General features: G+C 70.1%; 18 protein-coding genes and 4 pseudogenes. 11 read left to right on the forward strand and 11 right to left on the reverse strand.

Going from position 1 to position 16,303, the window contains the following annotated elements:
- Positions 1 to 24 precede the first annotated feature (24 nt).
- Together ACZ573_RS35080 and ACZ573_RS35085 are read right to left on the reverse strand one after the other, a co-directional pair.
- Positions 25 to 378 carry a DUF6233 domain-containing protein gene (locus tag ACZ573_RS35080; protein WP_471312375.1) on the reverse strand — a complete coding sequence of 118 codons (354 nt, stop codon included), beginning with the start codon at positions 376 to 378 and terminating at the stop codon, positions 25 to 27.
- A gap of 5 nt (positions 379 to 383) precedes the next feature.
- The gene (locus ACZ573_RS35085; protein WP_471312377.1) at positions 384 to 686 is read right to left on the reverse strand and encodes a hypothetical protein; all 303 of its coding nucleotides are present in this window, start codon (positions 684 to 686) and stop codon (positions 384 to 386) included.
- A 111-nt stretch (positions 687 to 797) separates the two neighbouring features.
- Between ACZ573_RS35085 and ACZ573_RS35090 the strand changes: the two are divergent.
- Positions 798 to 1,301: pseudogene (locus tag ACZ573_RS35090) on the forward strand (IS701 family transposase); the annotation flags it as partial.
- 139 nt (positions 1,302 to 1,440) lie between these two features.
- Here the strand turns inward: ACZ573_RS35090 and ACZ573_RS35095 are convergent.
- Both ACZ573_RS35095 and ACZ573_RS35100 read right to left on the reverse strand, forming a co-directional pair.
- The gene (locus tag ACZ573_RS35095) at positions 1,441 to 2,415 is read right to left on the reverse strand and encodes an alpha/beta hydrolase (RefSeq protein WP_471312379.1); all 975 of its coding nucleotides are present in this window, start codon (positions 2,413 to 2,415) and stop codon (positions 1,441 to 1,443) included.
- 427 nt (positions 2,416 to 2,842) lie between these two features.
- Positions 2,843 to 3,193: an alpha/beta hydrolase gene (locus tag ACZ573_RS35100; RefSeq protein ID WP_471312381.1), complete on the reverse strand. Its 351-nt coding sequence runs from the start codon at positions 3,191 to 3,193 to the stop codon at positions 2,843 to 2,845.
- Positions 3,194 to 3,272: 79 nt separating this feature from the next.
- Between ACZ573_RS35100 and ACZ573_RS35105 the strand changes: the two genes are divergently transcribed.
- Together ACZ573_RS35105 and ACZ573_RS35110 are read left to right on the forward strand one after the other, a co-directional pair.
- Positions 3,273 to 3,509: a hypothetical protein gene (locus ACZ573_RS35105; RefSeq protein ID WP_471312383.1), complete on the forward strand. Its 237-nt coding sequence runs from the start codon at positions 3,273 to 3,275 to the stop codon at positions 3,507 to 3,509.
- 30 nt (positions 3,510 to 3,539) lie between these two features.
- The gene (locus ACZ573_RS35110) at positions 3,540 to 3,809 is read left to right on the forward strand and encodes a hypothetical protein (RefSeq protein WP_471312385.1); all 270 of its coding nucleotides are present in this window, start codon (positions 3,540 to 3,542) and stop codon (positions 3,807 to 3,809) included.
- Between the two features lie 72 nt (positions 3,810 to 3,881).
- On the opposite strand, the pseudogene ACZ573_RS35115 reads toward ACZ573_RS35110, so the two are convergent.
- Positions 3,882 to 4,634, reverse strand: a pseudogene (locus ACZ573_RS35115) (GTP-binding protein); the annotation flags it as partial.
- A 38-nt stretch (positions 4,635 to 4,672) separates the two neighbouring features.
- On the opposite strand from ACZ573_RS35115, the gene ACZ573_RS35120 reads away from it, so the two are divergent.
- The gene (locus ACZ573_RS35120; RefSeq protein WP_471312387.1) at positions 4,673 to 5,533 is read left to right on the forward strand and encodes a Mu transposase domain-containing protein; all 861 of its coding nucleotides are present in this window, start codon (positions 4,673 to 4,675) and stop codon (positions 5,531 to 5,533) included.
- 103 nt (positions 5,534 to 5,636) lie between these two features.
- On the opposite strand, the pseudogene ACZ573_RS35125 reads toward ACZ573_RS35120, so the two are convergent.
- Both ACZ573_RS35125 and ACZ573_RS35130 read right to left on the reverse strand, forming a co-directional pair.
- Positions 5,637 to 7,006, reverse strand: a pseudogene (locus ACZ573_RS35125) (IS1182 family transposase); the annotation flags it as partial.
- A gap of 551 nt (positions 7,007 to 7,557) precedes the next feature.
- Positions 7,558 to 8,703, reverse strand: a complete 1,146-nt coding sequence (locus ACZ573_RS35130; RefSeq protein ID WP_388097687.1) for a hypothetical protein — start codon at positions 8,701 to 8,703, stop codon at positions 7,558 to 7,560.
- A gap of 145 nt (positions 8,704 to 8,848) precedes the next feature.
- Here ACZ573_RS35130 and ACZ573_RS35135 point away from each other — a divergent pair, with 145 nt between their 5' ends.
- A complete protein-coding gene (locus ACZ573_RS35135; RefSeq protein ID WP_351369912.1) occupies positions 8,849 to 8,980 on the forward strand; it encodes a hypothetical protein in 132 nt (43 codons plus the stop codon).
- An 11-nt stretch (positions 8,981 to 8,991) separates the two neighbouring features.
- Here the strand turns inward: ACZ573_RS35135 and ACZ573_RS35140 are convergent, their stop codons facing one another.
- Complete coding sequence (locus ACZ573_RS35140) at positions 8,992 to 9,276, reverse strand: hypothetical protein (protein WP_471312390.1); 285 nt, start codon at positions 9,274 to 9,276, stop codon at positions 8,992 to 8,994.
- Between the two features lie 180 nt (positions 9,277 to 9,456).
- Positions 9,457 to 9,600, reverse strand: a complete 144-nt coding sequence (locus ACZ573_RS35145; RefSeq protein WP_471312392.1) for a hypothetical protein — start codon at positions 9,598 to 9,600, stop codon at positions 9,457 to 9,459.
- Between the two features lie 10 nt (positions 9,601 to 9,610).
- Between ACZ573_RS35145 and ACZ573_RS35150 the strand changes: the two are divergent.
- Positions 9,611 to 10,285 (forward strand): annotated as a pseudogene (locus ACZ573_RS35150) (ISL3 family transposase); the annotation flags it as partial.
- A gap of 20 nt (positions 10,286 to 10,305) precedes the next feature.
- Positions 10,306 to 11,103: a transposase gene (locus tag ACZ573_RS35155; RefSeq protein WP_471312394.1), complete on the forward strand. Its 798-nt coding sequence runs from the start codon at positions 10,306 to 10,308 to the stop codon at positions 11,101 to 11,103.
- A gap of 106 nt (positions 11,104 to 11,209) precedes the next feature.
- Here ACZ573_RS35155 and ACZ573_RS35160 read toward each other — a convergent pair whose 3' ends face one another.
- Positions 11,210 to 11,626: a hypothetical protein gene (locus ACZ573_RS35160; protein WP_471312396.1), complete on the reverse strand. Its 417-nt coding sequence runs from the start codon at positions 11,624 to 11,626 to the stop codon at positions 11,210 to 11,212.
- Positions 11,627 to 12,941: 1,315 nt separating this feature from the next.
- Here ACZ573_RS35160 and ACZ573_RS35165 point away from each other — a divergent pair.
- The 4 genes from ACZ573_RS35165 (at position 12,942) to ACZ573_RS35180 (ending at position 15,266) form a co-directional block, all read left to right on the forward strand.
- Positions 12,942 to 13,988, forward strand: coding sequence for a fatty acid desaturase family protein (locus tag ACZ573_RS35165; protein ID WP_471312398.1), 1,047 nt, complete (start codon positions 12,942 to 12,944; stop codon positions 13,986 to 13,988).
- 437 nt (positions 13,989 to 14,425) lie between these two features.
- Positions 14,426 to 14,656, forward strand: coding sequence for a DUF5133 domain-containing protein (locus tag ACZ573_RS35170; protein WP_471312400.1), 231 nt, complete (start codon positions 14,426 to 14,428; stop codon positions 14,654 to 14,656).
- Positions 14,657 to 14,763: 107 nt separating this feature from the next.
- Complete coding sequence (locus tag ACZ573_RS35175; protein WP_471312467.1) at positions 14,764 to 14,907, forward strand: preATP grasp domain-containing protein; 144 nt, start codon at positions 14,764 to 14,766, stop codon at positions 14,905 to 14,907.
- A 107-nt stretch (positions 14,908 to 15,014) separates the two neighbouring features.
- The gene (locus tag ACZ573_RS35180) at positions 15,015 to 15,266 is read left to right on the forward strand and encodes a hypothetical protein (RefSeq protein WP_471312402.1); all 252 of its coding nucleotides are present in this window, start codon (positions 15,015 to 15,017) and stop codon (positions 15,264 to 15,266) included.
- A gap of 228 nt (positions 15,267 to 15,494) precedes the next feature.
- On the opposite strand, the gene ACZ573_RS35185 is transcribed toward ACZ573_RS35180, so the two are convergent.
- Positions 15,495 to 15,863 carry a PRC-barrel domain-containing protein gene (locus tag ACZ573_RS35185; RefSeq protein WP_471312403.1) on the reverse strand — a complete coding sequence of 123 codons (369 nt, stop codon included), beginning with the start codon at positions 15,861 to 15,863 and terminating at the stop codon, positions 15,495 to 15,497.
- Positions 15,864 to 16,303: the final 440 nt, after the last annotated feature.

The raw sequence follows: 16,303 nt of genomic DNA on the forward strand, positions 1-16,303 counted from the left end.
CCGGACCGCAGGCGCTCGGTCGGCTCAGGCTTCCAGTACCCCCAGCCCGGAGTCGGCCCGGCAGATCGGGCACGCCTCCACTCCATGCCTGAGGGCCTGGACGGCCTGCTCGCGGGAGGCGGGGCGGGAGCGCGCCATGCCCATGCAGCAGTCCCCCGTGTGCACCATCACGGGCCGGCGCACCGCGCCGATGCCGTACTGGATCCGCCACTCGACCTCCGGCACGGCCCGGTGCTCGGTCTCGGCCAGGCGCTGGTCTCGGCGCGCCTCGGCGATCAGTGTGCGGACTTCGACGAGCAGCGCGTGGAGCTGCTGCTCCACCACCTCGAGCCGGGCCAGATCCGGTGGGAAGAGCGCGCGCGGATCACGCCCGGCCACGACTGCTACCCCGCAGCCGGCTCGTGGGCCCGCTTGAGTGCCATCCGGGCGGCCACGACCTTCTCGCGTTCGACGCTCTGCCAGAACGCGTCCGTCATCACGACGCCGGTCAGCCGCAGCAGCCGGAGACCCAGCCGCCCCAACGCCACCTGCTGGTCCGGGGTGTAGCCGGGGCTCGGCGGTACGTCGCCGCGCAGGGAGTAGCGGCCCTCCTGGACCGTCCAGCCGGGGAGGGGTTCCGCCGACCAGGGCAGGGTGGCGCACAGGGCGGTGTGCTCGGCGCGGACGCGGTGGAGCTGTGCCTGCAAGGCCCGCAGACGGGGAGGGAAGTCGAAGGGACATGACGCATCGTACGTCTGCTCAGGCCGACCTGGACGGTGTACCTGACCTTCAGCACCTCGGGCTGACTCCGCAGTTTGCCACCCGTGGCGAAGTACCCGGAGAAGCCGCAGTCGGTGAAAACAGCTGGTCGTCGCGGCAGGCCGAAAGGCAGCGAAGCCGGTGCAATGGCGGGAGGGCTCCCGGCCCGGCACCAGCCGCAGCGGCTTCAAGCGGATGTATTCGCGGTTCGTGGCCTTGCGGATCCGGCCTGCCGGACGCGAGGTCCGCCAGGCCGTCGACGGCCCGGAACTGCCCGAGTGCCGGCTGCTGGCCGAGTGGCCGGCCGACCAGGGCGAACCCGTCCAGTTCTGGCTCTCCGACCTGCCCGCCGACACCCCCTGGCCACCCTGGTCCGCCTGGCCAAGCGCCGCCGGCGCATCGAACACGACTACCGTGAGATGAAGCAGGCCCTGAGGCTCGCCCCCTTCGAGGGCCGCACCTTCAACGGCTGGCACCACCACGTCACCCTCGTCTCCATCGCGCACGCCTTCTACACCCTCCAGCGGCTGGCCAGGGCCCCAAAAGACAAGGCGCCAGCCTGAGCCTCTACCGGATCGTCCGCGAACTACAGACCCTCCTCGCCACCTGGAACGGCGCCTGCCCCACCTGTCACCGCGACATACCCACACCAACCCCAACCTGACCACGCCCTACTGGCCTCCGACAGCCGTCACGACGGTTTCAGCTTCCGTGCAGGGCGTCCTTGATGGCGTCGACGGCGATCCGGCGGGCCACGTTGGTGGCGTAGCAGTCGCGGAGGCTGTCGAGCATCAGGAAGTCGTGCACCATGCCCAGAACGCGGACGGCGGTGACCGGGACGCCGGCCTCCAGGAGGCGGGCCGCGTAGGCCTCGCCCTCATCGCGCAGGACGTCGGCCTCGTCGGTGATCACCACGGCGGGCGGCAGGTCCTTGAGGTCGTCGAGGGAGGCGCGCAGCGGGGCCGCGTAGCGTTCCCTGCGCTGGGCGTGGTCGGTTGTGTACTGGTCCCAGAACCAGATCATGCCGTCCAGGGTGAGGTAGTAGCCGTCGGCGAACTGTAGATAGGAGGGGGTCCCGAAGTCGGCGTCGGTGACCGGGTAGAGCAGCACCTGCGCGGCGAGGCGGATGTCCCCGCGGTCCTTGGCCATCTGGGCCAGGACCGCCGACATGTTGCCGCCGACGGAGTCGCCGCAGACGACCATGCGCGAGGGGTCGAGGCCGTGTTCGGCGCCGTGGCCGACAACCCACTGGGCCACGGCGTAGTTCTGTTCGATCTGGGTGGGGTAGCGGGCCTCCGGGGCCCGGTCGTAGACGGGGAACACCGCGGCCGCGCCTGCGCCGACGGCCAGTTCCCGTACGAGGCGGTCGTGGGTGTTCTCGTCGCCGAAGACCCAGCCCGCGCCGTGGATGTACAAGATGACGGGCAGGGGGTTCTGGGCTCCCTCGGGTTTGACGATGCGGGCGCGGACGGTGCCCCACTCACCGGCATCGACACTGATCCAGCTCTCGTCGATGTTCGGCTTGTCCACGCCCTCGCCGGTCTGCAGACCGGCGAGGATGTCACGCCCCTGGGCGGGTGGAACCTCGTAGATGCGGGGGTGGGGCGCGGTGGCGTCGGCGAGTTCCTTCGCCGCGGGCTCCAGGGTGGGAGTGGGCGGCGGGGGCAGGTCTTTCATGATGAACCTCCAGAAGGTGCCGACACGGCGCGGCTTCAGTTGGCTGCTGGTTCACCATGCGGTCGGCACCTGGGACGAGGATTCACGCACATCGATCGGTGCGGGGCCCCGGGTCACTACGGGGTGTGCGGGAGCTTCCCGCTCTGTCCGCGCGATCGCCCCTCCTCCCGCAGCCTGCGCGGCGCCGGACAAGGGCTTCGGTGCTGGTCGGCATGGGAACACGGATCGGGAACCGGACTGCGCGTCGCGGACGAGTCCGTCGCAGAGATGCGCGCTCAGCGCAGTGCGGGCCGAACACCACAGGACCTCCCTGCGGCTGCCCACCCGCTCTGCGCCCCGAGGAACCGATACGGGCGCAGCGGCAACGCTGGTCCATTTCCGGCGTGCGCCGACCGGACCGCGTCCGCCACCTGGCGGCCTCGCGTAGTCAGCGGACCGACGCCACCGCATCCAGAATAACCTTGTTGACGGCATCGGGCCGGGTGAGCCTCACGGCGTGGGCGGCAGGGATCGTGGTGATTCTGGCGCCCGCGCGCTTGGCCTTGAACTCCCGGCCCGCGAGCGAGATGGCGCGGTCCTTGAGAGTGACCAGGTCCCAGCTCGGAATGGTCTTCCATGCCGGCTCCGCGTCGAGCGGTTCGGCGAAGGCGCTCTGCGACAGGGGACGCTGTGTGAGGGCGAGCTCGGCCGCTTTGGTCTTGGAGTTGTCGTCGGCGAAGACTGACGGCCCCGCCATAGGAGTGGCCGACCAGTACGGTACGACCTCCTTCACCGCCACCTGCTCATCACGCGAGTCACCGCCCACCGACTACTGGTGTCACCTGCAATTCGACGGCCGCCGTGCCTCCCTGGAACAGATGCGCATCGACCGCCACCTGGAGGAAGCCCTCGCAGGTGGCGGCGACCCGCGCCGCCTGGCCGCGATCTTCGGGATCCCGGAGTTCACGGCGGTCCGCTACGCCGGCGCCGCCCGCGTGTTGCGCACGCATCCTCCTGAGGCGTCGTTGGGCAGGCCTGTGCGGAGCGTCGTCCAGCGCGTGCACCGCCCAGGCCTGGTCATGGCTCGCAGGGCGAAGTCCGTGAGCCGGGCGTGACTCCGGCGGGATGAAGATCGTTGGCGGGGCATGAACACCACCAGCCGGGCACTTACCGCCCTCTCCCTCGGAACCGCCGCTCTCCTCGGGGCCCTGGCCGCACCCGCCAGCGCCGCACCGATCCCCTTGTTGGATCTCACCGCACTGACCTCCGGGGGGTTGGGTCGCGACATCTGCAAGACCTTCCACGGAATCCCGATCGCCAATGCGGTCGGCGATATCTCCTGCGCGGTGGTGGACGGGCTCCCCGTCGTCGGCGGCGGCCTGTCGGGCCCAGGCGTCGGCATCGCATCGAGGTAGCCCGGCAGCCTCAGAACGGGGCACCAGCGCCGGACGGTGCCGTGGCTGCGACCACCGTCCGGCCCGGAGTCTTCAGGCGGCGGCGCCCACGGCCTGCCCGGTTTCGTGCTCGCAGGCCTCGTCGATTCCGTACGTCTCCCAGTCCGGGAAGTCGTCCACGGTGGGTACGGCTTCGCCCGGGCCGAGGAGGCAGGCTTCGAGGGCCGCCCGCAGTGCGTCGGCGCGCAGGCCCGTGCCGATGAAGACGAGCTCCTGGCCCTGCGTGGTGTCCGGTCCGCGGGCGCCGGAAGGTTCGAAGCGGGCGACGGCGCCGGCCTGGGACCAGAGGCCGGTCACGCGGGGGCGGCTGGCGAGCCGGAAGAAGCCCTTGGAGCGCAGGATCTGGCCGAAGGTGCCGCTGTCGAGGCCCTGGGTGACGAACCTCCACAGTCGGCCGGGGTGGAAGGGCGGGTCGGCGCGGAAGACGAGCGAGGAGATTCCGTACTCCTCGGTTTCCGGGACGTGGTCGCCGTTGAGCTCCTTGACCCAGCCCGGGGCCTGCTGGGCGTGCTCGACGTCGAACAGGCCGGTGCCCAGCACCTGTTCGAGGGTCACCTGCCCGCGGATGGCGGGAACGATCCTCGCCTCGGGGTTCAGTCGCGAGAGTGTCGCGCGCAGCCTGGCGACGTCGGTCGGCCCGACCAGGTCGAGCTTGTTCAGGACGATGACGTCCGCGAACTCGATCTGGTCCATGAGGAGGTCGCTGACGGTGCGCTCGTCGTCCTCGTACTGGTCGAGGCCGCGGGCGGCGAGTTCGTCGCCGCCGACGAGTTCCGGCAGGAAGTTCGGTCCGCTACGACAACCTTAGGGCCGCCGTCGCCCAGGTGCTGGGCCTCTCACGCCGCCGGGTGGAAGCCGAACGCCGGACCGCCTTCCGGTCCCACTACGGCCTGGAAGCCTTCTACTGCCAGCCCGGTATCCGCGGCGCCCACGAGAAGGGCGGAGTCGAGGGCCAGATCGGCTGGTTCCGCCGCAACCATCTCGTCCCTGTCCCGGAAGTCGACACGCTCGCCGAACTCAACGCGATGATCGACCGGTGGGACCAGGAGGACGACGCCCGCCGCATCCGGGCCCGTCCCCGCACGATCGGCGAGTACTTCGCGGCCGAGCAGCCGCTGCTGGCGCCGCTGCCGGAGGAGCCGTTCGAGACGGGCCGGCTCTCCACTCCCCGGGTCGACCGCTACAGCCAGATCTGTGTCCGGATGAACCGCTACTCGGTGCCAGTCCGCCTGATCGGCCGCACCGTCCGCGTCATGCTCCACGCCTCCGAGCTGGTGGTTTACGACGGTCGTGAGGAAGTCGCCCGGCACGAACGGCTCATCGCCCGTGGCGCCACCCGCCTCGAACTCGACCACTACCTGGAGGCCCTGATCCGCAAACCGGGTGCCCTGCCCGGCGCCACCGCCCTCGACCAGGCCCGCGCCGGCGGCCGCTTCACCCCCATCCACGACGCCTGGTGGCAGGCCGCGGTGAAGGCCCACGGCGAACGCGACGGCACCCGGGCTCTGATTGAAGTCCTCCTCCTCAGCCGCCACCTGCCCCACGAACACCTGATCACCGGCCTCGCCGCAGCACTGAAATCCGGCGCGTTGACCGCGGACGCCGTCGCCCTGGAGGCCCGCAAGGCGGCCGACGCGGAGCCCGACGTGTGGGGCAGTAACGAGCAAGCGGCTCCGCTCCCGTGACTGGCGGATCGGTTGCGGCGGCCCGGTTGGGGCCTGTGTGGGGCTCTGGAGGGGGTCTGCCCGCCGGGTGTCCGGCGGGCAGGGCTCGTGATGTGGCCGGGAGGTTGTGGCAGGCGGCGAGCAGGCGCCACTCGCCGCGGGCGCCGTCCTCGCCGCGCAGGAGGAGTTGGCGGCCGTTCTGGCAGGTCATGATCTGTCCGAAGACGGGTTCGGCGATGGCCTTGCGGCGGCTGTAGGCCTTCCGGCCGGGTTTGGTCCGCAGTTTGCGGGCCATGCGCTCTTTCAGGGTCGCGTTCTTGGGGATGCGTCCGCGTGGTGCGGGTGGGACCTGTTCGTCGTGGGCGAGGCGGCCGGTGGCCATGAATGTGTCGGTTCCGCAAGCGAGTTGACGGTCCCGTGCGGCTTCGAGGTTGGTCTCGGAGCAGTAGCCGGCATCGACGAGGGCCCGCTTGGGGTGGCGGCCGGTGTTCGCGTGGGACTGGTCGAGCATCGTGGTGTAGTTCAGCGCGTCGGAGGCGTTGCGGGTCACGTCGGCGGCGGTGATGACCTGGTGGGCCTCGTCGACGACGGCCTGGGCGTTGCAGGCCTGGATGTAGGCGCCGTCGCTGTTCTTCATGATCCGCGAGTCGGGGTCGGTGAAGTTCGCCTGGGCCTTCGGCTTCGGACGGGCCTTGGCGGCGCCGGCCTCGCCGGCGTCGGTGACGGCCTGCTCGTCGCTGGTGCGGGCGCGGTCCTGGCGGCGTCGTTCCTTGTCCTCGGCGTGCCGGCGGGCCTTGTCGGCGGCCTCGGCCTCGATCTGGGCGCGGGCGGCCTGCAGCCTGGCGAGGCGCTTCTCGCGCCGGTCGAGCTCGGCGGCAGGTCCATGTCCTTGCCGTCGACGCCGAAGGTGGCGTCCTCGGCTTCGTCGGTGGCCTCGGCGTCGGCGAGCAGGGCGGCGGCCTTCGCCTTCAGTTGGGCGAGCTCGGCCTCTACCCGCTCTTCCTTGTCGACGAGGCGCCCGTAGCTCATCGCCTTGTGCTTGGAGGCGTTCGCTTCGAGCTTGGTGCCGTCCAGGGCGACGCGGCCCATCTTGACCATGCCGAGCTTGGCCGCGAGGTGGAGGGACTGGGTGAACAGGTCGGCCAAGGCGTCGAGGTGGCGGCGGCGGAACCGGGCGATCGAGCGGAAGTCCGGGGCCTGGTCGGCGGCTAGGAACCGGAACGCGACATCGTCGGCGCACTTGCGCTCGATCGCCCGCGAGGAGCGGATGCCGGTGGTGTAGCCGTAGACCAGCAGACGCACCATCAGCCGGGGATCGTAGGGCGGATAGCCCCGCTTCTCGGTGTAGTCCGCCAGGACCGGTCCAAGGTCGAGTACCTCGTCGACCAGGTCCGCGACGAACCGGGCGAGGTGGCCCTCGGGCAGCCAGTCGTCCAGCGATGGCGGCAGCAGCAGGACCTGATGCGGGTCGAACGCCAGGAACGTCTTGTCCACCGCTGCCGCACGACCCGGCGTCCGCTTCACCTCGACCGGCTCGACCTCGAACAGCCCATCCTCGCCACGCATACCAGGATCATCCCGCACGAAAGATCACGAGACGCAGGCGGGTTGCCCGTTCCCGAGACACGCTCCTAGCCTGTCGGGTGGCTGATCTTGTACTCGCCCTTGTCGGGGCGCTGCGGAGTGAGCGGTGGGATGGCGACTGCGAGCCCGGTGGAGGCCGGAGTCCTCTGGTCGGGGCAGCTCGGCCGACAGGCCGCGATGCTGCGCGAGGTGGACGGCCGGCGGGTGCTGCGGATCGGCGACCGGGAGCCGCGGTCACCGCCGAGGCCAAGGTCCACCACTGGAGCAACCTGCCGGGACAGCGAATTGTCGTCCACCACCCCGGTCGGCCGCCGTTCGTCCACCGCTACCGGCTGCCGTGGCCACTGCAGTTGGCACCGCTCTGGTCGGCGACCCACGACCGGTGGTCGGCCGAGGCGGACGATCCCGGCCTGGAGCTGGTCGCGCTGCTGGGCGGAACCGACGACTGGCGGTAGCCCGGATCAGGGCAGCTGCCTCGCGAGCCCCTGAAGCGTCTGCAGCCGGCTCTCGAACACCTCGTCCCCCACCATCCTGTCGACGTCGGCTATGACCGTCGCCAGCTGGTCGGGGCCCAGGTACGGCCCGAGCCCGACGAACGCCTCCGAGCGCGCCTTCCGGCTGTCCAGCGCGTACGCCGCGGCCAGCGCCCGGCCCCGCTGCTCGTCGGTCAGCCCCCGCCTGGCCAGCCTGGCCAGCAGACCCGCGGCGGAGAAGGGGTTTTCGATGTGGCGGACGGCCTCCAGTACGACGTCCGGCTCGTCGCCGTCGAGGTAGGGAACGATCGCCTCGTACACCCGGCACCGCGCGACGTCGTCGTTGACCTCGTCGGCGATCGCCATCGCCTCGGCGCGCAGTGCGCGATGGCTGGTGCCCTCGCGGTCCTTGAGGTTCTTCGCAAGGCCGATCAGGGCGGGAGCCGGGTTCCTGAGCGCCCGAGCGATCCCCAGGGCCTGGCGCAGGTGTTCGCCGTCGAGGTGGCAGGCCACCTCCACCAGCGTCTCCACCCGCTCCTCCTCCTTGCCGATGCTGCGGACGAAATTCAGCGCGTCCGTCAACGCCTGCCCGCGTTGATCGGCATCCAGGCCGGAAGACAGTTCGACCAGCGCCCTGGCGCAGGACCGGTTGTTGCGGATCGTCCGGACGGACCGCAGCGCCTCGGCCTGGAGGCTCCGCCGCTCGTCGTCCTCGGTCATCCGCGAGGCCAGCTCGGCCAGCAGCAGCGCGCGGGCGTGCGCATCGACGACGGCCCTGATCGAGGCCAACTCCTCCTCGAACCACTCGGATTCGGCCGGACGCCGGATCTCCGGTACGGGAGCACCGCTCGCCGCCAGCCATAGCTCATGCAGAAGTGTCGGCTCCGCGTCCGCCGAGCGGCCGGGGACCCGCTTGGCCAGGCTCTCCGCGATCAGCTCCACCAGGCCCCAGGTCGGCAGCCGTACGCTGCTGAAGGCGTCGTAGATCCTGCTGCGCCCGGCCTCACCGATCCCGACCTCGTCCATCATGACCCGGACCGAAGGCCAGCCCGCCCGATGGTGCAGCTCGTGCAGTGCGGTGTTGAACTCGCTGTGCGGGCCGACCGGCAGCTCCGGACGTCGCAACCTCGCCATCAGCGCCCCCTCAGGTGTCCGAGACTGTCTGACAGCTTGCCAGCTCGCTCGGTTCTGTCGGGTGCGAATCCGATGATGTCCGCAATCGTCCTTCCCGCCTCACCGCTGCCCAGGATGGGAGCACCGAAGAGGAGAGGTGAGGTCGATGAAGAAGCTCGGCAAGGCGGAGGTCCGGCGGGCTGGATGGTCGGTGCTGTTCGCCGTCGTCAAGGGGTCCGCGACCGCGGTCGGAACCGCCATGACCACGGCGCTGATCTGGTGGTGGCAGCACCGGTGACCGCGCGCCACTCAGACGGTGATCGTCCAGGGGACCCGGCTGTCCACCTCGATCAGGCCGGGGCCGGGCAGGTCGACGGTGCCGCGGAAGGGCCCGTCGCAGGTGATCAGTTCTGCCCCGTAACCACCGCTGAACGACCGGAGCCGGAGGGTCACGCGCCCGGCCTCCTTCAGCTCCACCCGCACCGTGGTGCGCCCGCCGGTGTAGCGGAGGACGTACTCGCCCTTGCCCTCGGCTGCGTTCCCCAGCTCGGCGAGCGAGCCGGAGCCGCGGAACCCGAACTTCCGGAGCAACATTTCACAGCTGTCAGGCCACTTGCTGCTGCCAGGACCCACCAACATTCGCTCTTCGTTTTCGGTTCTGGCACAGATCTGGGGGAGTCGTCGCGGAGTGTTACCTCGGTGTTCGATTGCGAGGGACTGGCTCGTGCGAGACGGCGTACGCCTTGTCGTCTGACGGTCGTAAGTGACGCTCCCTCAGGTGTCTGCCAGCCGCTGCTGCGGCCGGTTGTGGGCGGTGATGGTGCTGGTCATGCAGACCGATGCGCCGTTCTGGGACTCGCTGGTGTTCGACGGGATCGACGATGTGGATGTCGAGGCGGTGACCGCCGCGTTCGGCACGGTCGAGGTGGTGGCGAGAGGCCACGCGGCCGGGGCGGCGTGTCCGGACTGCGGGCGCTTCTCAGAACGAGTCCACGACCGTTATCAGCGCAGGCTGAAGGACCTTCCGCTCGCTGAGCAGGGCTTTGTGATCCGGCTGACGGTCCGGCGTTTCATCTGCGGGTCGGCGGACTGCCCGCGCCGGACGTTCGCTGAGCCGTTCTCCCGACTGGCCGCCCCGCACGCACGGTTCACCACTCGGCTCAACCACGCCTTGGAGCGAGTGGGGCTCGCGCTGGCCGGGCGGGCCGGAGCTCGGCTGGCTGCCCAGCTGGGCTTCGGCGCGGGACGGATGACCTTGTTACGCAGAGTCATGGCAATGTCCGATCTGCGGTTCGGCACTCCGCGTGTGCTGGGCGTGGACGACTGCGCGATCCGTCGCGGTCAGACCTACTCCACCGTCTTGACCAGCGTCGAAGACCATCGCGTGGTCGACGTACTCCCCACGCGTGAAGCGATGCCGCTGGCCGAGTGGCTGACCCGCCACCCCGGCGTGGAGATCATCTGCCGAGACCGGGCGGGCGCCTACGCAGAGGGCGCACGCCGCGGTGCCCCCGACGCTCTGCAGGTCGCTGACCGGTTCCATCTGTGGCAGGGCCTCGGCCGGGCTGTGGATACCTGCGTCGCTGCCCACCGCGACTGCCTCGCAACCCGTCGCCCAGCGGCATGCTGCCCGAGACCACCCGACCGGAACCCGGTCGGCCGCAGGACGAATCGGCACCCGTGGGCCGGCGGGCCGAGCGCAAGAAGGCCGCGCACGCCGTGGTCCACGAGCTGCTTGCCCAAGGCCACTCACGCCGGGCGATTGCCCGGAACCTGGGCTGGGGCCTCAACACCGTGCTCCGGTACGCGGCCGCCGCCCGCTGGCAGGACACCTTCCGCGAGAGCCGGCCCCGGTCGAGCAGGCTGGAGCCCTACAAGCCTTACCTGGAGCGGCGATTCGCCGAGGGATGCACCAGCGTCACCCGACTACACCGTGAATTGGTTGCCGAGCAAGCTCCTGTCACCTACGGCATGGTCCGCGCGCACATCGCTACCTTGCGCGCAGATCCGCCCGGGGCCCCGCCCCGGCCGCCGACGGTGCGGCAGGTGACCGCCTGGCTCACCCGTCACCCCACGGCCCTGAGTGAAGAGGACCGCGCCAGTCTGAAGGATGTCCTGGCCCGTCGTCCTGAACTGGACACGGCAGCCGGGCATGTCCGCGACTTTGGCGAGTTACTCAGCGGCCGCCTCGGCGATAGGCTCCCTGCCTGGATCGACGCAGTCGATGCCAGCCAACTACCGGGCCTCACCGGCTTCGCACTCCACCTGCACCGGGACTTCGACGCCGTGACAGCCGGGCTCACCCTGGCCTGGAGTTCGGGCAGCATCGAGGGCGCCGTGAACCGCATCAAGAAGATCAAGAGGCAGCTCTACGGACGAGCCGGATTCGACCTACTCCGCAAGATGATCCTGCTTCAGTGACGCTCCGCGACCACTCCCCAGAACCGAGTTTCGAGAGCAGTGTGTTGCTCTGCTGAAGCGTGGTCGACAGGGTGAGATGTGGGCTCAGACGGCTTGTGTCTGCCGGTCATCGGTCCGACCAGTGTCCGATGGGACGGTGGGGACAGGTGCGGCACTCGAAGACGTAGACGTTGATGCCGCAAGTGTCCAGAAGGGTTGGGTTGAACGCCTCGGATTCCCATAGCCAGCGGGTCTCAGTCTCCTCGGTGGGCCGGTCTTCCTCGGGAAGCCATGTGCGCCAGGACTCATTGTTGAATTCCCCCTCGGTCACGGTCAGAAGGTGATCCATGCGGCCGCCGCACGTTTCGCAGTCCGGCCAGCAGGGCTCCTGGCGCCAGCCCGGGTAGCCGCCCAGCTTGATCCCCGGCGCGTCTGCGAGATGCGACGAGTAACGCAGCCCGGTCTCGGCCAGCAATGCCTCGGAACGGTCCTCAAGCGCGTCCTCGAGATCCCAGGACAGGTCATTCCTCGGGTATTCGGTCACCTGCTCGGGGTGAACGACACAGGGTGCCGGGTACCACCCGTCGGGAAGCCCGGCCGCCGCCGGTGCAGGCGTCGGCCCTACCTCCCGGATGGCGCGGGAGTCCCTCCAGTACACCAGGGGCAGCGGGTAGCAGTATGTGCCGTGAGCGTAGGGACACCACAGGACCTGGAGCAGATCTGTGCCCTCGGGGAAGGGAAGGCCGGGTACGTCGACGCGGCGGACCTGCACGATGGGGGCCATGGGTGCGGCGGGTTCAAGGTGGCTCGTGGTGTCCGGGTCGTAGTGCTCCGCAGTGCACACCGGCCATGGTTCGTCGGCCGGCCACATCAGAGGACCCCCGACGGAGCTGTCACGGTATGTCGGAGAACCGGGGCGCGGGTGGAGGCGGACGGACTCACGGCGGAAGGGAAGCAGCTCAGGGAAGAGGCTCTCCACGTCGACCGGGCGGGCAGGTGTGTGACGGGACATGTGCCGAACTCTAGAACCGGAGTACGACAGCCAGCCCCACCGGCCTTGTCGCGCTCTGGACCAGGGCGCTGCATCTTCTCAAGAGAATCGAGAGCCTGCTCTACCGAGCCGGATTCGAATTTCTCCGCAAGGTGATCCTGCTTCAGTAACGGACCTATGCAGCCAATGCCGGTACCGGCGTGGGTGAAGGTGTCGAAGTGGCCTTTGCCCTGGCGCTTGGTGAGGTACCGGGCGGTGGGTTCGCCACCCCTGGTGAAGGGCATCAGGGCTGCGGCGTCGGCCTGGGCGAGGACCCTGCCGAATCAGCCGCACTCTTCGGGGCGCATGTGGCAGCCGACCGGCGGTTCCCCGTTCGGATCGGAGGGTGCGGCGATGCCGGGGTGCGGCCCCGTTGCGGCCGTGATGGCCAGGACTGCACCCCGTACGGCCGGGCCACAGCCCTGCTGACCACCCCCGACCAGAAGCAGCCGCCCCTGCGCTTCGTCGCCGGCGCCGTCGAAGGCGTCAAGGGCAAGGCGCAGGGACTGCTGGCCCAGGCCGAGGCGTCCCGCGCCCTCGGTGGCGGCGTGCTCGGCGGCTGGAGTGCGAGTGGCGGGGCAGAGGACTTCCGACAGGGGTTCCGCCTCGGTGCGTCACCGTGCCGGCCCGGTCGGCGTCCCGGGCCGGCGTCCGCTCGCCCGAGGCCGGGACGATGGCGCGGAGCGGGGAGTACGTCAATGCCGATATCCCGGGTATGTGCAGTACGACGGGAAGCGTCACCCGCGAGCCGGGTGGGCTCCGGCACAGGGCGTTCCGCGGGTGCCGGGGCCGCTCCTCCGAGACGGACTACGGAAAGCGACTCTTGATCATGAATTCCTCCCAGACGGTGCGCCCCCCTCCCGTACGGGCGGATTCGGGTAGCGACTTCGCCCGACTCTCCCGGAAGATCCAGGAGGCGGGTCTCATGGCCCGGCGCCCCGGGTACTACGCACTGCGCATCGTGGCCGTCACAGCCCTGTACGCCGCTGGGTGGACGGCCTTCTTCCTGATCGGCGACAGCTGGTGGACGCTGCCTGCGGCTGCCTTCCTTGCCTTCGTGTTCGGGCAGGTGGCCCTGCTCGCGCACGACCTGGCCCACCGGCAGGTGTTCCGGCTGCGCAAGGCCAGCGAGGTGTCCGGGCGCATCGCCGGCAACTTCGGCATCGGCATGGGCTACGGGTGGTGGCAGGACAAGCACACACGGCACCATGCCAACCCCAACCACGAGGACCTCGATCCCGACCTCGACGCGGACATCCTTGTCTGGACGCAGGACCAGGCCCGCACGGCCAGGGGACTGCCGCGGCTGCTCGGCCGATCACAGGCGTTCCTCTTCTTCCCGCTGCTCACGCTGGAGGGGTTCAACCTGCACGTGTCCGGAGTGCGGTCCCTGTTCGACCGCTCGCTCAAGCATCGGATGTGGGAGGGGGGCCTGCTCGCCGCTCACCTCGCCGCCTACCTCGGCGCGCTGTTCCTGGTGCTGCCGCCCGGCAAAGCGGTCGTGTTCCTCCTCGTCCACCAGTGCCTCTTCGGCGTCTACCTCGGCTCGATCTTCGCCCCGAACCACAAGGGCATGCCGGTCCTGCGGGGTGACGAGCGGCCCGACTTCCTGAGACGCCAGGTCCTGACCTCCCGGGACGTACGCGGCGGCCGGTTCACCGACATCGTCCTGGGCGGTCTCAATTACCAGATCGAGCACCACCTCTTCCCGAGCATGCCCAGCCCCCACCTGCGCAGGGCCCAGATCATCGTCCGCAGGTACTGCCAGGAACTCGGGGTCAGCTACTTGGAGACCAGCCTGGTCAGCTCCTACCGGCAGACCCTCGCCAGCCTCCACGCGGCCGGAGCCCCCCTCAGAGCGCCGGAGACCACCTGACGCCGCCACGAACCCCCGGCCGGGACCGAACCCCGGCCGGCACGCGGGACACCGTTCCAACCCCGGTCTCGGGCAGGCCGCGGCCGCTGAACGGCCACCCAGGAATCCCGGCGGCGGGTGTCCGGGCAGCGCCCCGTCGCCGGGAGGCCTTCGCGCACCGAGCGGGGGGCGGCCGACGACGGCAGACTCCTTGCCGCCGCCTCTGCCGTGTGGTCACGAGTGTGGCCGCTTCACGTTGACGGAGCCGCAAGACACCCGCCTGACGCATCGCGGCCGGAGCAGTGGGGTGCGTCGGACCGTGTGCCGTCTGCCCCTGACAAGCGGTTCGGCCATGGGAGCGAGGGCCAGAGGGTGAGCCGACCGTGCCGGGGTTCAAGGGTGATCGGGAGGGTAGGCGACGGGCACCCGTTGGATCCGCCGACGAAAGGCAACCACCCATGTTGATGGCTCACCCGGCCGTGCTCCCCGGCCTCGTCGACCGCTACTGGGCGCTGTCCGTGCTCGACGCCGCGGAAGGGGGATCGCCCGTGCGCAGGGAGATCGAGGACGTCGAGCGGGCGCTCTGCGTGTCCACCGGCACGACGGACGTGCACGCAGCCCTTATTGCCGCCCGCCTCCACCTGCCTGGCACGGGTGTCCTCGACGACTCGGTGCTCGTCACCGGCTGACCGGTTCAGCCGTCAGCCGTCAGCCGTCAGCCGCCAAGCTGATCATCTACCTGCCCGACCAGCAGGGTTGGCGACGTGTTCGCTATGACGGCATTGCCGGGTCAGACCTGACGACGTGGGCCCAGCAGGCGCCGCGGAAGGCGTGGGTGCTTCGGCCGGGGGACATGTTCGTCACTCCCGTGCCGTTGAGCCGGGAGCTCTTGCGGTACGTGGACGACCTGACGGGGTGCCCCCGGAATCGGCGGCGGTGATCGATGTGCCCCCTGCGAGCAGCTGGGCATGCGGCTGCCGCCGGGCCGGATGTGCCGGCGCCCGGAGGCGCAAGACGTGGCGCGCGAACTCCTGCGGGACCACGAGCGTGTTGTGGTGGAGCCCCACCGTTCGGCCGGAGGGCACCGGCTACGCCTCCGCGCTGCCACCGCCCTGCGCGCATGTGGCCGGCGAGCTGGGGGAGTGGGGGACGGCCCTGGGCCGCTACCTGGTCAACCACGGCTACGCCGGGCCCTTCGGGCTCGACGCGCTGGTCGACACGGACGGGGTCGCGTACGCGAGTGAGAGCGACATCCGCCGTACGGCCACCACCACACCGCCCGCCATGGTCACCGGCTGACCGAGAGATCTGCCGACGCACACCCGGCATGGTCGGTGTCGAAGGGCTGGGCACGGACTCCCATCGACTTCGACCATGCGCTTGCCCGTCTGCGCGCTTCCCGCCTGCCTTGGACCCCGGATCGCGGCGAGGGCGTGGTCCTCGAATCCGAGGGTGGCTGACCCCACCATGACGCCGGTCCCGGCACCCAGGGGGTGCCGGGACCGGCGTCGTCGTACGGGGGTGCGATCAGGCGGGGCGGCCGCCGAAGGGGGCGCCGGTGCCGTAGTAGGTGCCGAGCTCTTCGCGGTAGCCGGTGTCGCCGAGGTGCTTGTCCCGGTGGAACTCGGGCGCGTTCTTGATCTGTTCCTTGGTCCGGTCGACGAAGATCTTCTGGTCGTCCGGGTCGACCTTGACGACCGTGCTGGCCGGCAGGAGGACCTCCTTGCCGAAGATCCATACGCCGGTGTCGACCACCAGGTAGGCGTCACCGACCTCGTCGGAGTGCTTGTCGACCTTGCCGATGCTGCCGTCGGTCGCCTCGACCTTGTAGCCGGTCAGGTCCGTACCGGCCAGGTGGCCCGCGGTCGGCTGGTAACTCCACACATTCTCAGTCACGCGAAAACAACTCCTCGGTCAACGGGGCGGCGGGAGAATGAAATCCCAGCCGGTCCTCCTTGTGCTGTACGTGGTGCTCGGCGGTTGTGCTGCGTTCCGCCTGGACTTCGCCTGCCCCGACTTTTCGACTTCACGCACCCGGATCGAATGCGGAACCGGGGCGGCCGTCGATCCTTGGAGGTGAGCAGGTCCCCTGCTGCGTCACGGCGACCGTCCCGGCTGCTCTCCGGATACCCCCGATATCCGCCTTTAGCGGCTACGGGTTCACGAGGGCTTTCCGGCGACGGCATGGGGGGGGGGGGGGGGGGGAGGGGGGGGGGGGGGGGGGGGGAGGGGGGGGGGAGGAGGGGGGAGGGGGGGGGGGGGGAAGGCCAGGAGTCCGGCTGCGACCGGGCCTGCGCGGTCGTCGGCGGCACCGGGATGCTCGTGATAGGATCGTC

Source organism: Streptomyces sp. NPDC040545 (assembly GCF_055595065.1).

Coding starts and splice junctions, on each gene's coding strand:
- ACZ573_RS35095 (WP_471312379.1), bottom strand. CDS start 2,415: ATGAAAGACCTGCCCCCGCCGCCCACTCCCACCCTGGAGCCCGCGGCG.
- ACZ573_RS35105 (WP_471312383.1), top strand. CDS start 3,273: ATGCGCATCGACCGCCACCTGGAGGAAGCCCTCGCAGGTGGCGGCGAC.
- ACZ573_RS35110 (WP_471312385.1), top strand. CDS start 3,540: ATGAACACCACCAGCCGGGCACTTACCGCCCTCTCCCTCGGAACCGCC.
- ACZ573_RS35130 (WP_388097687.1), bottom strand. CDS start 8,703: ATGGCGAGGTTGCGACGTCCGGAGCTGCCGGTCGGCCCGCACAGCGAG.
- ACZ573_RS35135 (WP_351369912.1), top strand. CDS start 8,849: ATGAAGAAGCTCGGCAAGGCGGAGGTCCGGCGGGCTGGATGGTCGGTG.
- ACZ573_RS35140 (WP_471312390.1), bottom strand. CDS start 9,276: ATGTTGCTCCGGAAGTTCGGGTTCCGCGGCTCCGGCTCGCTCGCCGAG.
- ACZ573_RS35155 (WP_471312394.1), top strand. CDS start 10,306: ATGCTGCCCGAGACCACCCGACCGGAACCCGGTCGGCCGCAGGACGAA.
- ACZ573_RS35165 (WP_471312398.1), top strand. CDS start 12,942: ATGAATTCCTCCCAGACGGTGCGCCCCCCTCCCGTACGGGCGGATTCG.
- ACZ573_RS35170 (WP_471312400.1), top strand. CDS start 14,426: ATGTTGATGGCTCACCCGGCCGTGCTCCCCGGCCTCGTCGACCGCTAC.